The organism is Spirosoma sp. SC4-14, from assembly GCF_037201965.1.
Lineage (GTDB): Bacteria > Bacteroidota > Bacteroidia > Cytophagales > Spirosomataceae > Spirosoma.
The window spans coordinates 7,682,702-7,701,334 of record NZ_CP147518.1 but is presented as its reverse complement, the minus strand read 5'-3'; the positions used below and the strand labels follow the sequence as shown (position 1 = coordinate 7,701,334).

At 47.7% G+C, this 18,633-nt stretch carries 13 protein-coding genes; 9 read left to right on the top strand and 4 right to left on the bottom strand.

Translation table 11 applies throughout. The features are described from left to right. The first annotated feature begins 107 nt into the window (after window positions 1-107). The 3 genes from WBJ53_RS31840 to WBJ53_RS31830 all read left to right on the top strand — a co-directional run bounded on the left by WBJ53_RS31840 (window position 108) and on the right by WBJ53_RS31830 (window position 5,276). Entirely contained in the window at window positions 108-2,753 is a 2,646-nt protein-coding gene (locus tag WBJ53_RS31840) for a T9SS type A sorting domain-containing protein (RefSeq protein ID WP_338873938.1), read from the top strand. A gap of 66 nt (window positions 2,754-2,819) precedes the next feature. Further along, window positions 2,820-4,088: a D-alanyl-D-alanine carboxypeptidase gene (locus tag WBJ53_RS31835; RefSeq protein WP_338873936.1), complete on the top strand. Its 1,269-nt coding sequence runs from the start codon at window positions 2,820-2,822 to the stop codon at window positions 4,086-4,088. Between the two features lie 234 nt (window positions 4,089-4,322). Next, on the top strand, window positions 4,323-5,276 hold the full coding sequence (locus tag WBJ53_RS31830) for a hypothetical protein (RefSeq protein ID WP_338873934.1): 954 nt from the start codon (window positions 4,323-4,325) through the stop codon (window positions 5,274-5,276). A gap of 35 nt (window positions 5,277-5,311) precedes the next feature. Here the strand turns inward: WBJ53_RS31830 and WBJ53_RS31825 are convergent, their stop codons facing one another. Continuing rightward, a complete protein-coding gene (locus WBJ53_RS31825; protein WP_338873932.1) occupies window positions 5,312-6,628 on the bottom strand; it encodes an APC family permease in 1,317 nt (438 codons plus the stop codon). 58 nt (window positions 6,629-6,686) lie between these two features. On the opposite strand from WBJ53_RS31825, the gene crcB reads away from it, so the two are divergent. From crcB to WBJ53_RS31800, 5 genes are all read left to right on the top strand, one after another. Then, window positions 6,687-7,145 (top strand): fluoride efflux transporter CrcB, encoded by a 459-nt coding sequence (gene crcB / locus WBJ53_RS31820; protein WP_338873930.1) that lies wholly within the window; start codon window positions 6,687-6,689, stop codon window positions 7,143-7,145. A gap of 86 nt (window positions 7,146-7,231) precedes the next feature. Continuing rightward, window positions 7,232-8,653, top strand: a complete 1,422-nt coding sequence (locus WBJ53_RS31815) for a M14 family zinc carboxypeptidase (RefSeq protein ID WP_338873928.1) — start codon at window positions 7,232-7,234, stop codon at window positions 8,651-8,653. Between the two features lie 214 nt (window positions 8,654-8,867). Beyond that, a complete protein-coding gene (locus WBJ53_RS31810; RefSeq protein WP_338873926.1) occupies window positions 8,868-11,735 on the top strand; it encodes a TonB-dependent receptor in 2,868 nt (955 codons plus the stop codon). Between the two features lie 40 nt (window positions 11,736-11,775). Continuing rightward, window positions 11,776-13,452 carry an IPT/TIG domain-containing protein gene (locus WBJ53_RS31805; RefSeq protein WP_338873924.1) on the top strand — a complete coding sequence of 559 codons (1,677 nt, stop codon included), beginning with the start codon at window positions 11,776-11,778 and terminating at the stop codon, window positions 13,450-13,452. Window positions 13,453-13,928: 476 nt separating this feature from the next. Beyond that, window positions 13,929-14,420 (top strand): Rrf2 family transcriptional regulator, encoded by a 492-nt coding sequence (locus WBJ53_RS31800; protein ID WP_338873922.1) that lies wholly within the window; start codon window positions 13,929-13,931, stop codon window positions 14,418-14,420. A 104-nt stretch (window positions 14,421-14,524) separates the two neighbouring features. On the opposite strand, the gene WBJ53_RS31795 is transcribed toward WBJ53_RS31800, so the two are convergent. Then, window positions 14,525-16,045 (bottom strand): DUF4301 family protein, encoded by a 1,521-nt coding sequence (locus tag WBJ53_RS31795; protein WP_338873920.1) that lies wholly within the window; start codon window positions 16,043-16,045, stop codon window positions 14,525-14,527. Window positions 16,046-16,290: 245 nt separating this feature from the next. Between WBJ53_RS31795 and WBJ53_RS31790 the strand changes: the two genes are divergently transcribed. After that, window positions 16,291-17,013, top strand: coding sequence for an HAD family hydrolase (locus WBJ53_RS31790; protein WP_338873918.1), 723 nt, complete (start codon window positions 16,291-16,293; stop codon window positions 17,011-17,013). Here the strand turns inward: WBJ53_RS31790 and WBJ53_RS31785 are convergent. Together WBJ53_RS31785 and WBJ53_RS31780 are read right to left on the bottom strand one after the other, a co-directional pair. Beyond that, window positions 16,954-17,667 (bottom strand): hypothetical protein, encoded by a 714-nt coding sequence (locus tag WBJ53_RS31785; RefSeq protein ID WP_338873916.1) that lies wholly within the window; start codon window positions 17,665-17,667, stop codon window positions 16,954-16,956. The genes WBJ53_RS31790 and WBJ53_RS31785 overlap by 60 nt on opposite strands. Before the next feature lie 119 nt (window positions 17,668-17,786). Next, a complete protein-coding gene (locus WBJ53_RS31780; protein WP_338873914.1) occupies window positions 17,787-18,572 on the bottom strand; it encodes an amidohydrolase in 786 nt (261 codons plus the stop codon). Window positions 18,573-18,633 lie beyond the last annotated feature (61 nt).

Below are 18,633 nucleotides of genomic sequence, written 5' to 3'. Positions count from 1 at the left end.
TTAACCACCAGGCTAAAGCCTTATAAGTAGTGTAGCGCTAAAGGGAGGTGATGGGGCTATATGCTAATCACAAATAACGTAGTATCGATTTATAATTCTATTCTCGCATGTGTTTAGGGAAAGTTCCGGCGTGGAGCCTGGTTGTGGGTCTGGCCTTGATCAGCACTTCAGGTGTAGCACAAAAACCAACTACAGCTTCGCCGGTCTATGGGGAATTTGTTCGAAAAATAAGGTCTGATTTAGTTGCTCCTAAAACCATTTGTTATGGTAGCGGCCGGGATGCCTTCACAAGCGTTGCTCCGCCCGAAGCCTTTCTGAAAGCCCGCCAGAACCCCAATGCCCGCAAAGCCGCAACGGCTACTATCAACGTTACATATTCTGGCTTTACACCCGAAGCCCAGGCTGCTTTTCAATATGCGGTCGATATTTGGGCAACTTATATCAGTACGCCCGTTCCAATTAATATTCAGGCTAGCTGGACAACCCAAAGCCGGGGAATTCTTGGTTCGGCAGGTCCCGCCGAAGTGCGATATGGTTCTGATGGCGCTCAGAAAGCTCAGGGTATCTATCCGATTGCACTGGCTGAAAAAATCGCTCGTCGGGAGCTAAACACGCCTGGCCAGCCCGATATAGTGGCTCAATTTAACCGAAACAATAACTGGTATTATGGAACCGATGGCATAACCCCCGCCGGGCAATATGACCTTGTTTCGGTTGTTCTCCACGAAATTGGGCACGGTTTAGGATTTATTGGGTATTTCGATACCGACGGAACGCTTGGTAACTACGCAGCCGGACTACCGTCGGTCTATGATCATTTCATCGAAAATGCACAGAGCCAGAATCTGGTAACATCGGCAGAAACCTACCCGGACGGGTCTAATCAATTATATCAACAACTGACGGGGGGCAATATTTTTTTAAATGGGCCTGTGCTCCAGCAGCAAACCGGGCAGAAAATTAAGCTATATGCTCCTCCAACCTTCAACCGTGGTTCCAGTGTGTACCATGTCGATGAGGCTACCTATCCGGCAGGTACTATTAATTCATTGATGTCGCCCCAATTCGGTTCGTCTGAAGCGATTCATACTCCCGGACCGCTGGTGCTGAGCTTTTTTGCCGATATGGAGTGGAAAACAACATCGGTACTGCATACACCACTCGTCAGTAGCGAAGAGATAAAGGATGTTGTGTTTATGGTTCGGGTAATCAGTGATACCACGCTGACACCGGGTTCGGTGAAACTACGCTACCGAAAAAGCCTTCCGACCGCTACCGATAATACATTTACGGAAGTGCCGCTGACGCTGGTTGCCGGAAGTTCAGCAGACTATACTTACACAATGCCTGCCAATCTGGCGCAGGGCGATATCTGGTATTATGTTCTGGCACAGGATGCGTCGGGCCGAACGTTTACCAATCCCGGCAAATCGACAACGGCTCAGCAGTTATTATACCGTGTACAATTTGGGCCCGACACAACGCCACCAACCGTAGCGTTTGCGCCAGAAAAAAACTTTATATTCACCACTACCGACAGTTTACCGGTTTATGCCCGAATATCCGATGATCGGAGTATTGCTTCGGTTCGGTCAAACATCAATACCGCTTATATCGACTATCAGATCAATGGAGCTGCCCAGCCAACCATACCGCTGCGGCTTACGCTGACGGGACCGAACGGAAAGTTGTACGATAGCCTTTATACAAACCGAATTACGTTCCCGGCCAATTCGCTCAAAGCAGGTGATAAAATCAGTTATCGGATTGTGGTTCAGGATTCTTCGAAAGCCCGGAACCAGACCATTAGCCCCAAAACCGGCTTGTATGACGTAACGGTAGTGGCCCTGAAGCCGACGGTGGATCGCTACAGCAATACGTTCAACGATGCATCGGCGGCCAGCGATTTTGTTGGCTATCGGTTCATGATCGACAAGCCCGCCAATTTTACAGATCCGGCTATTCAGTCTGAGCATCCGTATCAGAACGGGAGCGATTATAAGTATGAAAGCAATGCGCAGTATGTGTTGCTATCGCCCGTACGCGTAAAAGCCAACCCCGACAGTGCTACCATATTCTTCGACGAAATTGTATTGGTTGAACCCGGCGACGTAACGAGCACGTTTAGCAGTGATAATTTCTATGATTACGTAATAGTTGAAGGCTCAAAAGACGGTGGTAAAACCTGGCTGCCGGTTCGGGATGGCTACGACTCAAACGACCAGCCCGACTGGCTGATTGCCTACAATCGGAATCTGGTTGCCGGAACAACAGCGGGCGACAAAAACTCGACCACAATCGGCATTCCTTCATATTACAAACAACGGTCGATGTCGTTGCTGGAAAACGGTAACTTCAAAGCAGGGGATGAAGTATTGATTCGGTTTCGGTTGTTTTCTGACCAATTAGCGCACGGTTGGGGCTGGGCCGTCGATAACCTGCGCATTCAATTGCCGCCGTTGTCGCCCGTGCTGGGCAATGAACCCATACGTTCAGGCACGTTTTCGGTTTTCCCAAACCCGATTAGTACCGGACTACTTCAGATAGAAGCTGATCTGGTTAGGCCAGTGGCCGAGGCTAATCTGTCAATTTCGAGCGCTACCGGACAAATAATACAGCAGCAAACGCTAAAAGTAAGTGGCAAAAAGCTGAATGAACAGCTCGACCTGAGACAATTGCCTACGGGCTTATACTTTCTGCGGCTTAAAGCCGACGATTCTGTGCTAATGCAGAAGGTCATAATTGCCCGTTAGTTTGTAGGTTTACAGTAGCCACCGTTGCAAACTGAACATGCGGTTGCAAACGGTGGCTGTAAGCCAATGAATACCCTGAAAAAAAGCGCTCTGTTTATTATATTGGCCGGATTGCAGTTTGGTTGTTCACCCGCCCGGCGTCTTAGTCATGACTTACATACAAAACCGGTTTACATCGACCATTTTACCGGTGTTGCTTTATACGATCCGGTTCGTCAACGGTCGTTGATTCAGCACAATGCCGACAAGCCATTTACGCCTGCATCCAACACTAAACTGTTTAGTTTTTATGCTGGTACCCTAACTCTACCCGATTCGCTGCCCGCGTTTCGCTATACCATTAAAGGCGATTCGCTGATTGTCTGGGGCACGGGAAACCCGCTGTTGCTTCATCCCGATTTGCCCGACACAACCCTCCTCGCTTTTTTACGAAATCGCTCCGAACAATTATTTTTCTCAGCAGCAAATTATGCTGGCCCACGATTTGGTTCGGGCTGGGCCTGGGACGACTACAACGACGACTATTCGCCCGAACTGGCTCCACTACCCATTTATGGAAATGTAGTTCGGTACATAAACGGAACCGTCAGTCCACAACGCTTTGCCGATAGTGTTCTCATCGGAATCGGTTCTGCAAATGGATTACGACGGGCCGAATTCAGCAATCAGTTTGTTCGGTCGACTGGCGACCGGCCTCTTCGGCAGGATGTGCCGTTTCGGTGGTCGGCGGGGTTAGCGGCTCAGCTTTTATCCGACACACTTCATCGACCGGTGACGGTGCTGAATAAGCCGTTACCAGCAGAGGCCCGGCTGGTTCGGGGAACACCCACCGATTCGCTCTATAAACGGATGCTTTGGGTGAGCGACAATCAATTTGCCGAGCAAGTACTGTTTATGATTTCGGCCGAGCGAAACAGCAGCCAGTTAGAACCCTTGCTTGAACTGAAACGCACGTTCGATGGGCTGCATTTTCCGGCTTCGTCGGCCAAATGGGTCGATGGGTCGGGCCTGTCGCGCTATAATCTGTTTACGCCCAATGTACTGATTGCGTTGTTAACTAAAATTGCTGCCCGAGTGCCTCAGCAACGGTTGTTTAAGCTACTGCCTGCGGCTGGGCAATCGGGTACGTTACGGACGCTATCGGCCGCCGATAAACCCTATATTTTCGCAAAATCGGGGTCAATGAGTGGCGTATATAATCTAAGCGGTTATGTACTCACGAAGCGGAACAAGGTGCTGTATTTTAGTATTATGCACAATAACTTCACTCAGCCAGTTAGCGAAATGCGCAAACGTACGGCCGATCTGTTAAAGCAGATTCATGAGCAGTTTTAAGTTAGTAGGTAGTGGAATTTGAAAATTTTCATGCTCGTTGGCCATTGCATCGCAGATGGCCGGGGCGCGTGTCTATGACGCTTTTTCTGTCCGCTCGTTGGCCCGGCGAAAGTCATAAATTAAGAAGGGCTAAAAAGTTCAGGTTATAAGTATCTTTGCCTCCTATAATAAAAGTGAGATTTTGTATCCAATACTTGTTGCTAATGTGAGATTGTTAGTGACAAAATTCAGATAATGTTTCTAGACAAGATTAAAGGTGCTGAGTCTGGCGTTTTGCTTTACGGCATCACTCCACCCAAAGCGAGTACTTCTGCTGAACGAGTTGCCGAGATTGCCCAAAAAACCGTTGAACGACTTGCTGGCCTGGATATTGATGCACTCGTGGTGTATGATGTGCAGGATGAATCCGCTCGGACAGACGACGAAAGGCCTTTCCCGTTTATAACGGCACTTGACCCGTTTGGTTTTGCTTCTACCTACCTGGGGGCACTAACCATCCCCAAAATAATCTATCGTCCGGCTGGTAAATTCTCAGCCGAAGAGCTAGCCGATTGGCTGGAAGAAATGCATACGCATAACTTTTATCCTGTTTTTGTTGGCCTACCAGCGCCGGATTTTCCAGTAAAAACCAGCCTTTCGGAAGCCTACAGGCTCTGGAGCAAACATCAGGATGTTTCTGTTGTGGGTGCGGTAACGATCCCCGAACGACATAATCTGCTTAAGGATGAGGATGTTCGGATACTGGACAAAATGAGCGGTGGGGTATCGTACTTTATCTCCCAATGTGTGTTTAATCTTGATTATGCCAAACAGGTAATCAAAGACCTGACTCTACGCTGTAACCGCCTGCAGATAGAGCCTCCAACCATTATTTTTACGCTTACCGCCTGTGGATCAGAAAAAACGCTTCATTTTATGGAGTGGTTAGGGATTCATGTACCCGATGCGCTGAAAGAAGAATTAAAAACATCGGATGATATTCTTGAAAAGTCGGTAACATTATGCTTCGACATTGCCTCAGCATTGACCGCATATTGCCGTAAGCAGAATGTTCCTTTTGGCTTTAACATTGAAAGTGTTTCTATTCGGAAAGCAGAGATCGAAGCGTCCATCGATCTGGCAACTAAAATAGGTCAGATGATGAAGGATAAAGGTGTGCGTAAGTTGTCAAAAGAAAAACAGGAATAAGAGCATGAGTCTGAAAGACAACCAATGGCCACTAGCTAATTGGAAACCGCCCGCCGAATGAACAGATAAAATGGGTAACTGACAGCAATGAATGCCACGGCGTAGAGGCTGCTCGAAAAATCGCCGATGACAACGCCCAGCAGAAAGGCCAGCGAAGCGATTAGCAGTGTCCAGGTCGAAAACGGATAGCCCCATGCCCGAACCGGACGCGGAAGTTCGGGTTCGGTTTTTCGAAGGTAAATCAGTGCGGCAAAGCTCGACGCATAGCACAGCACGAAAAAGAACGTTGCAATATCCGATAACTTGCTATAGGTATTCGTCAGGATCAGGATAATGGAGGCCGATGCGGTTAATACAGTAGCATTTAAGGGCGTTCCGCCATTGTTGACCTGCGTAACGAAAGGGAAAAACAGCCCATCGCGGCCCATCGCAAAAATAACCCGTGGGTTAAACATGATCTGGGCATTGATGATCCCCATAATTGAAATCATCAGCAAAAAGGTAACAACCTGCGCACTCCCTGGTCCAAACAATACCTGAACCGCATCGGCTGCGGGTAACTTCGAACCGGCCAGCGCTGAAAGGGGCAAAACGTAGAGCAAGGCCAGGTTTACTAATATATAGATACCGATAATCAGCAGAACCCCACTAATCATGGAGCGGGGTAGATTGCGGCTTGGGTCAACGTCTTCTTCGGTAAAATAAGCGGCTGTATGCCAGCCATCATACGTATAGAAAACCGATTGTAAGGCCGCCAGCATTCCCAGCCAGATACCGCCTTCGGCCAGCGGCCGAACCGTATCGACGGAAGCAGTCGACTTTGGGTCGGGCGTAATAACAAAACAAACAATAACGAAAGCCAGCAAGCCCACTGCTTTCAATACGCTCATCACTTCCTGGGCCCGGCTGGCCAGCCGAACGCCGATGGAGTGAAACGCGACAAAGGCAACCAGTATCCCAATAGCCACCACTTTCTGATAATCGATCAGCGAGGGTGATAACAGACCGATGTATTCGCTCATGACCGCAGCCCCAAAGGCCATTGCCGACACGCTGCCCAACCAGCTACTGATGCCAATGATAAAACCAGCATAATCGCCAAAAGCCCGGCGGGCATACACATACCAGGCTCCGGCCTTGGGAAGCATCGTTCCTAACTCCATCACCGACAGCGAGCCAACCAGCGCATAAACGCCAACAATTAACCAAACGGCAATAATCAATGCAGGATTACCAATGTCCTGAGCGATCGGACCGGGCTTGCGGAGAATGCCAGTGCCAACGGTGCCGCCAATGGTAACGGCTATGCCGAATCCGACACCTAAAAGTTTTTTGAGTTGATTTTGGGCCATGGTGGGCGAATTAAGAGCAAAGGTGCCGGTGCCGGGAAGCTACAATGATAGCGAAAAAATGCCTTCAGAAAGCAGGCAATTGTTGGTTAAACCCGCTCCATCGCTGTTTTTTCGTAAGTTTGCCTATATGAAAACCCTGCTGACCCATCCTTACCTGCTGGTTTTTGCTGGCGGAGGATTCGGAAGTTTGTTGCGTTATCTGACGGGGCGACTGATTCCGGCCACACTCATGGGCTCTCCGTTTCCGATGGCTATTCTGATCGTTAATGTGGTAGCAAGTGCCATTCTTGGCGCTGTGGCTGGTTGGGTAATGGTCCGCATGGCTGGCGATGAAATGCGGCTGTTGATTGGGGTTGGATTTTGTGGTGGCCTCAGTACCTTTTCGAGCTTTAGTTACGATACGGTTGTGTTGTTACAAAATGGTCGAACCGGATTTGCTTTTTTGAATATTGGCTTAAATGTGACTTGTTGCCTCCTGGCTTCGATGGGAGGTTTATTAATCGGACAAAAACTTTAACACCGGTGAGAATGCAAAGGGTCATACATGATACGAATCGCTCTGCTCTACAATCTGCTTTACCGGTATTTCTGCTAGTACTACTAATGATTTCGACCGCTGCTCAGGCTCAGGATAGCGCACACCGTTTGTATGATGCGCACGAAACCTACAAAGAAAAAAACTTCACGTTTCGACGGTTTAAGCATAAAGATATTGTTCCGTTGATTAATGCCTTAGACCAGAAATTATTTACGGTCAGTCGGGTAGGAGAGTCGCTGGAGAAGCGTGCCATCTATCAGGTAAAGGCAGGTACAGGCCCCAACAAGGTGCTGCTCTGGTCGCAGATGCACGGCGATGAAGCCACGGCCACCATGGCCCTGTTCGATATTTTCAATTTTCTGAAAGCCAAAAACGATGGCTTCGATAACCTGCGTCAGTCGATTCTGACTAACAATACGCTGTATTTTGTTCCAATGCTGAATCCTGATGGTGCAGAACGGTTTCAGCGTCGAACGGCAACTGAGATCGATATGAATCGGGATGCACTACGGCTGCAAACACCCGAAGGCGCGTTGCTGAAATCGCTTCAGCAGACCCTGCAACCATTGGTTGGCTTCAATCTGCACGATCAGAACCCTCGCTACAGCGTCGGGAAAACGGGCAAGCAGGCAGTGGTGTCGTTTCTGGCTACGGCCTACGACGAAGACCGGAACATAAATGACGTGCGCGAACGGTCGATGCAACTCATTGTGGGTATGAATCGGGTTCTGCAACAGTTTGTGCCGGGGCAGGTAGCCCGCTACGATGATGAGTTTGAACCACGCGCCTTTGGCGACAATATTCAGAAATGGGGCACAACGCTCATATTGATCGAATCGGGGGGTTACAAAGGCGATGTTGAAAAAATGGCGATCCGGCGGCTGAATTTTGTTGCTATTCTAACGGCGCTTCAGGCGATCGCCGATAAATCGTATCAGCAGGAAGATACTACACAGTATCAGGCCATTCCGGAAAACGGTCGCCCCTTGTTTGATGTGCTGGTTCGGAATGCAACAATCCACCAGGAAGGGCGAGATATTATGATTGATGTTGGTATCAATCATACCGAGAAAAATATTACGAATGCCACCGATTTTCGATATAAAGGTGTTGTCGACGATATTGGCGACCTGTCGATTTTTTCGGGCCTGGAAGAAATCGACGCTACTGGTTTAAGGCTGATTCCGGCCCGCGTATATGCTGATACACTGGAGTCGGTTGAAGAACTGAAAAAGCTGGATTTATTGGCACTTCATCAGCAGGGGATCGTTGCGTTTCGGATTCGGCAGAAACCACAGGCCCACTTTCTGGATACTCCCGTTCATATTCTCTACGATGGCGATTTACCGGCACAACCCCTCGAAACGGATCAGATTCCAACCTTTTTGTTGGTGAAAGGTGACCAGATCATATATTGGTTCGTTAATGGATTCTGGACAAATGGTTCGGCCGAAACGAGCAAACGGGCAAATGGCATTGCCGAATAATCAGTAGATAAACTATTAATAAACAACAGTATATCGGTTCGATAGTAGGTTCTGGCAGAATATTATTAACTCTGTTAAGGAATGGTTAAGTTTCTGGATTTTAAGGCCTTATGCTAAGCCTTAAATGTAATTCAAGCGTAACATTGGCGTAACGTTGGCGTAACATTGGTCAGGTAGTTTTGCGTCGCTTATAAGCGACTCCAATACTACTAATATGAACCGAAATTTAATTATTGTTCTCTTCTCTCTCTTCTCTACCGCCGTTCTGGCGCAGACAGGTACCGTTAGGGGTACCATTAAAGATAGTAAAACAAAAGAAGCACTGATTGGCTGTACTGTTCGAATCGATGGTACACAACTGGGAGGAACGACCGACATTAACGGCGGTTTTTCAATTGCCAATGTTCCTGCCGGAACGCAAAAAGTTGTTATCTCATACGTATCCTATCAATCGAAAGAAATTCCAAACGTACGGGTCGAATCGGGCAATACGACAGCCATCGACACCGAACTCGACGAAGAAGGCAAATCGCTACAGGAAGTTGTGGTTCGGGCCAATCGGGCAACCAATACCGAAGTAGCCGTTATCACCGAGATCAAACAACTCAAACCCATTGCAGTTGGTATTTCGGCTCAGCAAATTGTGAAATCGCAGGACCGCGATGCAGCCGCAGCTATCCGCCGGGTACCGGGCGTGAGTATTGTCGACAATCGCTTCGTACTGATTCGCGGATTGGCTGCCCGCTACAACTCCGTACTGATCAACGACGTGATTACCCCTTCGACCGAAGTGGACACTCGTTCGTTCTCATTCGATCTGGTACCGAGCAACATCATCGACCGGATGATTGTCTTCAAGTCGGGATCTGCCGATTTGCCGGGTGATTTTGCGGGCGGTGTTGTTAAAATATATACCAAACGTCGTCCCGATCAGAATTTTACGGATGCTGGTATGACAATTGGCTACCGTGCCAATACGACGTTTGCCAATGTGCAGTCGCACAGTCGTAGTGGCCTGAACTGGTTAGGCTTATGGAGCGCCGATCAGCAGCTTCCGAGTAGTTTTCCGAAAAATGCAGCAAGTTTTGATGCGTTAAATCCTGCCCAGCGAGCTGCCTACGGCCGACTTCTACCAAATACCTGGGGGCTGAAAGATGTATCGGTAATGCCCGACATTCGCTTTGCTTTCAACACTGGCCGCCGGTTCGATATTGGAAATGTTCGTATTAGCAATCTGACCAGCATTAACTATGCGATGACTAATCAGGTCGCTAACATCGCTTTTAAGTTGTATGACAACGGTACGGTAGCGAACTCGATTGCTTCGAATTATAATGATGCCAATTACGCCCGGGCTACGCGTCTGGGTATTCTCCATAACTGGTCGGCTCGCTTTTCACCCGGATTTACGTTAGAGTGGAAAACGCTCTATAACCAATTAAGCACAACTGAAACGGTTGTTCGTACGGGTCAGGATATTGCCAATAGTAACGATGTACAGAGTTACTCTGAGCGTTTCGAGAATCGTAGTATTTTAACGACGCAACTGGCCGGTGAGCATTCAATTAGCGAACTGACGAAAATTAACTGGATCGGTAGTTTTGGCTATACCGGTCGGTGGGAGCCTGACTGGAAACGGATTCGTTATACACGTCCTTTAGATTCTACCGAGCCATTTACGATTGTAGCGCCTAACGATGCAACTGCCAGCGAAGCAGGTCGCTTCTATTCAAAACTGCACGAATATGTAGTATCGGCTATTGCCAATGGCGAGCATACATTTGGTAACCCAACCGATCGTGAACCGAATCGTATTCGGTTTGGTGTATATGGTGAACGTAAGAACCGCGATTATGCTGCCCGTTTTTATGGCTATGTATCGCCCTCGTTGATTGCTAAACAGCGGAGCCTGGGTACGGCTTTCGATCCGCAGTATGTGAACGGACAGAGTGGAGAAAACGGCGGATTTACGATTCTAGACGGAACCCGGGATCTGGATTCATACCGGGGGATCAATAGTTATCTGGCAGGGTATGTGTCGGGGGATGTTTATTTCGGACCGAAAGCAAATCTGACAATCGGATTTCGGGGCGAATATAACGACCAGACAATCAGAGCCACGTTGCAGAATGTTGATCGCAAACTGGCCTCGAACAAAATCTTTAGCCCACTACCCTCGCTTAACTTTACCTATAAGCTAAGTGATCGTACAAACCTTCGGTTCGCTTATTCGTCGTCTGTAAACCGTCCCGAAATCCGGGAATTGGCACCATTCCGTTATTACGACTTCAACCTGCTGGCTGATATTCAGGGTAATACAACGCTAACCACCGCAACGATCCAAAACGTTGATGCAAAGTGGGAATTTTATCCTTCGCCAAACGAACTGATTTCGGTAACGGGTTTCTACAAGCATTTCAATAAGCCAATTGAGGCCCTGCTGCTGGTACAGACCAATACACTGGCTTATACTTACTTCAATAGCAAATCGGCTCAGAACTATGGGGTCGAACTGGAAGTCCGCAAAGGGTTTGCGAACTCAGCCAGCCTCTTCCTGCAAAACCTGTCAGTTGTTGGTAACGTGTCGCTGATCAAAAGTAAGATCACTGTAGGGGATGTGGTTACTGCACCAGACCTGAGTGGACAGATCAATGAATATCGCAACTCGACGGATTCTGAGCGGCCTCTGGCAGGGCAGTCGCCCTATCTGATCAACCTAGGTGCATATTATACCGCGCCTAACTCGGGCTGGCAGGCTAATATTCTATATAACGTTTTTGGACAGCGGATTTTCACGGTCGGAAACATTCAGAACCCAACGGTTTACGAAATGCCTCGTAACGTAGTGGATTTGAATATTACGAAACAGTTCAACAATAAAATCGAGCTGCGTTTGGGCATTCAGGACATTCTCAATCAGCCTGTTCGTTTTGCGCAGGACTTCAATCGCGATGGCAAAATTGGCAGCGACGTAACTTCACAAACGGCCAATGCCGATCAGGTTATTCGTCGCTTCAAACGTGGTAGTTACTATACAATAAGCGCAGTTTACACGTTTGGCCGCCGAATGATAATACCTTAATAATCACCGCTAATTAACGAGTCAATCAACCCAATTACTTATGCAATTTCTTAGAAACTGGCAGTATTCATTGCTCCTATTACTGGGGCTCACGGTAGCGTTCACTGCGTGTAAAAACGACGATGAGCCAGCAGCAGTGTTGAGTATTACGGGTATTAATCCCACATCGGCTCCGATTAGTAGCACGGTTACTATCACGGGTACATTATTCAATTCGACACCGTCGAGCAACACAGTAACATTTACGGGCAATGCAGTTGCCACGATTATTTCGGCAACATCCACACAATTAGTAGTTACAGTTCCTTCGGGCGCTCAAAATGGACCTATCACTGTATCAACGGGTGGCCAGACGGCAACTAGCTCTGTGTCTTTCTCATTAAGCAATCGACCAGTTGTTACGAAAGTGGGTAGTATTACCGCCAATGAAACCTGGACCGCAGATAATATTTACCTAATGAAAGGTTTTGTTATCGTTGATAACAACGCAACATTGACGATTCAGGCTGGAACGATTATCAAAGGAGCCGGCAAAGCTGATGATCCTTCTGGTCAACAGCGTGGAGCTACCCTGATTGTTCGTCCCGGTGCTAAACTGATGGCCGTTGGTACAGCCGATGCACCGATTGTCTTTACATCTAATCAGCCTGCCGGGGCCCGGAATTATGGCGACTGGGGGGGGATTGCTCTATTTGGAAAAGCGCCTATCAACCAGCCAAGTGCTACAACGTTTGAAGGTGGTCTGCCCGGAACAGTTGGTACCTATAGCGACGTAAATGATAACTCGGGCACAATGCAATATATGCGCGTTGAGTTTGGGGGTATTGCTTTGCTGGCTAATAGTGAAATTAACGGGATCTCGCTATATGGTGTTGGGGCTGGTACAACCATGGATCACATTCAGGTTTCCTACTCGGGCGATGATGCCTACGAGTGGTTTGGTGGGACGGTTAACATGAAAAACCTGATTGCCTACAGAACCTGGGACGACGATTGGGATACCGACTGGGGCTATTCGGGTAAAGTTCAGTATGGGGTTTCATTGCGTGACCCAAATGTAGCTGACCAATCGGGTTCAAATGGTTTTGAGTCTGATAACTTTAACCCTGGTGCGCCAGCAACTGGCCCAAATGCTGGTCTGCCGTTAACGGCTGCTGTGTTTGCCAACATGAGTAACTTCCTGACGGCTGGTACTCCTCCAACCGGAAATACATCGGGTGGTAGCGGTCCATACCAGTCGGCTATGCACCTTCGTCGGAACACCAGCCTGAGCATTTTCAACTCAATTATGGTTGGTTATCCTGAAGGCTTACGTCTGGATGCTCAGACTGGTACAACCAACACGTTGGATAACGCAACGAGCGGGGCATTACAATTGCACGGTGTAGTAGTTGCCAACTCAACAACTCCGGTTCGCGGAGCCCAGTCAATTACCAACGACCAAGCTATTACGTTCTTCAACACAGCTGCTTATAAAAACCAGATCATTCCGAGTGCAAGTCTGGCTACGCTGTTGTTAAATGCGCAAACATTCAACCTGAGCGGTGGGGCTAGCTTTTTGCCTCAGTCAGGTTCTCCGCTATTGTCAGGAGCAATTTGGGATGGCAAAGGCGCTGATGCATTCTTTACCAAAGAAACCTTCATTGGAGCATTCGGAACAACCGACTGGACCAAAGGCTGGGCTAACTGGGATCCTCAGAATACGCCTTATAACTAAGCCGTCAAATTAATTTTCATATTGGTGTCGCACGAAAGGGCCGGGGCTTTGCACCGGCTTTTTTCTTTATAAAAACGCGTGATGATTGGGGTGGCTCGCTGAACGGCAGCGTTTTATGGCAAGCATTAGATAATGAGGCAGGCAATTTGGCCAGACTTTCTTTTGGCAATCAAGCTTTTCAGAAGTAGGGTAGGAGAGAGCAAAAAAAGCCAGAGAAACTGTACTTTTTTTGTTACTTGAACAAAAAATACACGTCTAACACCCAATTAACTCTATTGAACTTTAAGAGAGTAGTGCACTGTTTCGGCTATAAGAAGGTGCTTCTTTGACCCGGTTTGTTGCAGGTATCGGGTTAACGTTTAGGGGGAAATCACTAAAAAATTGCCTGACACTTAAGTACTTGTTACCTTTGTTCGCTTATATAGCCCATGCAGCTACACAATTAATGTTGTCAAACCCTAAAGTCACCGTAACAAATGATTTCAAAGAAAGCTAAGTATGCCATTAAGGCCCTCAAGGTTTTAACTGAAGAATACGGGAAAGGCCCAGTGCTGATTTCGTATATCTCAGCGAAAGAAAATATTCCTAAAAAGTTTCTGGAGGCTATTCTGCTCGAATTGCGCAATCATGGCATTCTACAGAGCCAGAAAGGAAAAGGAGGAGGTTATTTGTTACGCATTGATCCGGGGCGTGTCAATTTGGCGCAGGTGCTGCGGGTTATTGATGGGCCGATTGCACCCACCCCCTGCGTATCGTTTAACTTCTACGTAAAATGCGACGATTGCGCCGATGAAGAAACCTGTGCACTGAAACCAATTATGGAGCGTGTTCGGGATGCAAACCTCGGCGTATATGAAAATACGTCACTGCTCACATTCCAAAGCCCCGAATCGCTTGAAACCAAAGAGATTCCTATTGGGGCAGGTTCTGCTGAACTGGCAGAAGCATCGGCAAAAATGTCTGCTTAACGAATCAGTCATTAGTTAATTGGCAACCGTTTTTGAGGCTAATGACAGCGTATTTTTTTTATAGGAAAACAAAAAGGGATCGGCAACTGCCGATCCCTTTTTGTTTATTCTTCGGGCTGGTGTTCTTTCCGAAGCAGATCGTTCACTGTTTTGACCGGATTGAAGGTAATTAATGGAACCTCAACGAAGATGGTGTTCCAGTCGGCCATCGCGCCATTCCATAGACCAGGTAACTCCTGTGCTTTCAGGTCTTTTCCGTCTTTCGACTTCGCTGTAATAAAGCCCGTTAGAGGGTCGCGGTAATTAACCAGATTGTATTTGTTGCCCTGGCTGTCTTTCAGACCACAGACCAGATCGACCGGGTTGAAGTGGGTTGCTCCGTCGAAAATGGCTTTCTGTTCTGGATTAGCCAGATCGATCTGCGCCGATTCGACAACCTGTAACGATACCGACCCATCCTGATTTTTGGCCCAGAATGGTCCACCGCCGGGCTCGCCTACGTTTTTCACCATGCCACAAACACGCACTGGGCGATCCAGTTTCTTACGGAAATAGGCTATTTTTTCGGCTTTCGACAGCTTGTCGAACCCATCGGGAGGAAGGGTAAACAATGTCCGCCGGAACAGTTCATCGGCTTCGGCCAGATAGCCATCGCTAACGTCGTCTACATTGCCCAACAACAGGCCCTGCAAACGGGCTATTTGTTGCTGAGCATCGAGCAGTACCGCGCCCAGAACTTTTTTATAGGTAACTGTCGGTTCCTTAATCTCGTCGGGCACAACATTGTCGATGTTTTTAATGAACACAATATCGGCATCGATATCGTTGAGGTTTTCAATCAGTGCACCGTGGCCAGCCGGACGGAATAGCAACGAGCCATCGGGGTTCCGAAATGGCGAATTGTCCAGGTTTACGGAAATGGTATCGGTCGATTTTTTTTGCTCGGAGAAACTAATCTCGAATGTAACGCCCAGCCAGGCTTCATAATCGGCCTTTTGCTCTGCGATTAATTTTTCGAAGCGATCGCGGTGTTCGGGCGAAACCGTAAAGTGGATTTTAACCAAGCCGTTGGAGTTGGCATAGGCAGCTCCTTCAACCAGATGTTCTTCAACCGGTGTTCGCGGTCCGTCGGTATAACGGTGGAATTTCAATAGCCCTTTAGGCAGGCTACCGTACTCCAGGCCTTCGTCGGTGAGCAGAAAGCGAAGAACCGTCTGGCGGTCATTTTCAGAAACGGCTTTTTCCAGATCCTTCCCGTTGGCAGCCATTGCCGCTTTCAGGTCTTCATAAAAAGCGAAGTCGGTCAGGCGGGCAAATACTTCATCCGTTGCTTTATCCGATTTACCATCCAGGGCTGCAAACAGCGATTTAAACATACGGGTTGCGGCTCCAGACGCTGGTACAAATTTAACCAGGTCTGTTTCGTCAGTAGCTTCATCGAACCGGTGAATATAGGTTGCTAACTGATCTTCATCGATTCGTATGATGCCATCACCGATGGTAGCGGCTTTGATGACGTTCAGGAATGGGAAGCCATTAACAAAATACTTTATCTGCTCGTCGATTTGCTCAGTGGCGATGCCCTGAGCGGTAATCTGGTTCTGGTCTTGCTCGGTAAATTGCATAAGGTAACAGGAATAATATCGTTAGGGAACGGTTGGCAAATTGGGTATTTCGATAATGTGACGCAAATCAAATTTTTGATTAGGGCTGCTAATTGACTAATTGGATAACGGAGTAATTGTGGTTAGCCGACAAATGAGTAAATTGTTGAACCGTTGATATTGTTACTGGTCATTTGTTATTGGAAAACGAATGGCCGATGACAAATGACAAATTACTATTGACTAAGATTAAACCAGCTACCACTATGAAACTGATCGCATTTGACGCCGATGATACGTTATGGGTCAATGAACCCAACTATGTCAACGTAAAGGATAAGCTATTCGAAATGATGGCTCATCATGTTGATCCCGTAATTCTGTCGCAGCGGTTTTATGATGCACAGATGCGCAATTTGCGGGTATTTGGTTACGGAGCAAAGAGCTTTATTCTATCGATGATCGAAACGGGTATCGAACTTACCAACGGAGCTATAACGGGCTCCGAAATTCAGCAGATTATTGACGTAGGCCGGGAGTTGCTCGATTTCCCAATCGAAGTGCTCGATGGTGTTCAGGAAGTATTGGAAACGCTCTCGAATCACTTCGATCTGATGGTGCTGACCAAAGGCGATCTGTTTGATCAGGAAAGTAAAATTGCCCGTTCGGGACTGGGTCATTATTTCAAGCACGTTGAAATTGTCAGCGAGAAAAACGAACAGGCTTATCTGAGTATTCTGAAAAAATACAATCTGCAACCCAGCGAATTTATCATGATCGGCAATTCGCTCAAGTCCGATGTTTTGCCGGTTGTGCATATTGGTTGCCGGGCAATTCACATTCCTTTTTCGGTTACCTGGGAGCACGAACAAGTGGCTGATGAGCAACTACTGGATAAATCGTTTACTACCCTGGAAAGCGCCCGCGAATTATTGACTCTGTTTGAAAGTAGCCTGCCGCCGGTCATATTGAATAAGAGCTTCTATTAATATTTCGTCGGTTAGCTCGTGAGAGGCAATAAAATTGGCTAGTTCTATGCCCATATTGGGAAGTTCGCGACTGAGTGTATATTCGCTCGGGACGATGAATTTTGGCCGTTTGCCTTCTTTTTGCAAATAGAATTCGCGAAACATAACGTATTTGCCCCGAAACTGGTCTTCTGGCGGTGTGCGAAAAGAGTATAGTTTAGGGTCGATAAGCCGCAACTGTTTGGTCCATTTGCAAAGAAGTTTAGTGCGACCATCATACAAAAGCTCAAAATAACTTACCCGATTTATACCCAGAGGCTTCCGTTGACCGCTAATAAAATGCTTCCCTTCAAACATAAACTCGTCGGGCAACGCCATACTGGTTTCGGTTGAATCAGCTAAGCGCCAGTAAATCTCATCGAGCATAATGTTGTAAGCAATCTGAGCTGGCAACTCACGCTGATTTCTGTACAATAATGACCCCTGATGCCAGACGGTATTGCCCAGATATGCCGTGCCCAAATAACGTGTCGGATTTGGGGCAATAATTCTGCCCGTTTCTACGGTAATCAGCCTGCCTTTTTCATCCTGTATTATCGAACGCTGGAACGGTTGGCTATAAGTAGTAAGTTGCTTACATAATGTAAACGATACCAGTAGAACAAAGGCTTTCATGATGGAGGATATGTAGTTATAATAAGTTAATGCTGCTACTAATAACTCGTAAAAGCAGTTTTATACCGACAAATCCTTGAAAATTAATACTATTTTAAGCGCTGGGAGAGGAATGATTCTTAACCTAATAACGTAAATGCATCGGCATCGAGATTGGCTGGAAACTTCGCTCGAAACGTTTGTAACTCTTCCAGCGACAAACGTTGCTGATGAATTGCGCCAACATCGGTATGCCGGGCCAGCAGATCACCTTTGAAATCAATGAGGGCAGAGTCGCCTGTGTATGGATGGCCGTTGCCGTCGGCTCCTACGCGATTGACACCCGCAACATAGCTTAAATTTTCGATGGCTCGGGCCTGAAGAAGCGTATTCCAGGCCATGCGCCGGGGAGCAGGCCAGTTAGCAACATAGAGCAGCAGATCATAGTCAAAATCGGTAGAGTCGGCACTGCGGTTGCGGCTCCATACCGGAAATCGCAAATCATAGCAAATGAGCGGACAGATGCGCCAACCTTTCCATTCTTTAATGATTCGTCGTGTTCCAGCCGTGTATACGTTGTCTTCACCCGCCATCCGAAACAAGTGACGCTTGTCGTAGCTGTCGAATTGGCCATCGGGTTGCATCCAGATGAGTCGGTTAAAATACTGGCCACCTTCCTGCACCACATAACTACCCGTAACAACGGCGCCTGTCTGTGCAGCCATTTGTTTGAGCCACCGAAATGTGGTTAGCTTCATCGGTTCGGCAACCGCGGGCGCATCCATCGTAAAGCCCGTCGTAAACATTTCGGGCAAGACAATCAGATCGGTTGGCTCCGGCAACGAAAAGATATGCTCCTCCAGCATGGCCCGGTTCGCTACCGGATCGTGCCAGTACAGATTCGTCTGGAGGAGGGTGATGTGCATAAGAGCGGGGATGGCAGGGATTGCAGGGATAGTCTGGAACATCCCCACAATCCCTGCTCAT

Coding starts and splice junctions, on each gene's coding strand:
- WBJ53_RS31795 (WP_338873920.1), bottom strand. CDS start 16,045: ATGCAATTTACCGAGCAAGACCAGAACCAGATTACCGCTCAGGGCATC.
- WBJ53_RS31780 (WP_338873914.1), bottom strand. CDS start 18,572: ATGCACATCACCCTCCTCCAGACGAATCTGTACTGGCACGATCCGGTA.
- crcB (WP_338873930.1), top strand. CDS start 6,687: ATGCCTTCAGAAAGCAGGCAATTGTTGGTTAAACCCGCTCCATCGCTG.
- WBJ53_RS31815 (WP_338873928.1), top strand. CDS start 7,232: ATGATTTCGACCGCTGCTCAGGCTCAGGATAGCGCACACCGTTTGTAT.
- WBJ53_RS31805 (WP_338873924.1), top strand. CDS start 11,776: ATGCAATTTCTTAGAAACTGGCAGTATTCATTGCTCCTATTACTGGGG.
- WBJ53_RS31810 (WP_338873926.1), top strand. CDS start 8,868: ATGAACCGAAATTTAATTATTGTTCTCTTCTCTCTCTTCTCTACCGCC.
- WBJ53_RS31785 (WP_338873916.1), bottom strand. CDS start 17,667: ATGAAAGCCTTTGTTCTACTGGTATCGTTTACATTATGTAAGCAACTT.
- WBJ53_RS31800 (WP_338873922.1), top strand. CDS start 13,929: ATGATTTCAAAGAAAGCTAAGTATGCCATTAAGGCCCTCAAGGTTTTA.
- WBJ53_RS31830 (WP_338873934.1), top strand. CDS start 4,323: ATGTTTCTAGACAAGATTAAAGGTGCTGAGTCTGGCGTTTTGCTTTAC.
- WBJ53_RS31840 (WP_338873938.1), top strand. CDS start 108: ATGTGTTTAGGGAAAGTTCCGGCGTGGAGCCTGGTTGTGGGTCTGGCC.
- WBJ53_RS31825 (WP_338873932.1), bottom strand. CDS start 6,628: ATGGCCCAAAATCAACTCAAAAAACTTTTAGGTGTCGGATTCGGCATA.
- WBJ53_RS31790 (WP_338873918.1), top strand. CDS start 16,291: ATGAAACTGATCGCATTTGACGCCGATGATACGTTATGGGTCAATGAA.
- WBJ53_RS31835 (WP_338873936.1), top strand. CDS start 2,820: ATGAATACCCTGAAAAAAAGCGCTCTGTTTATTATATTGGCCGGATTG.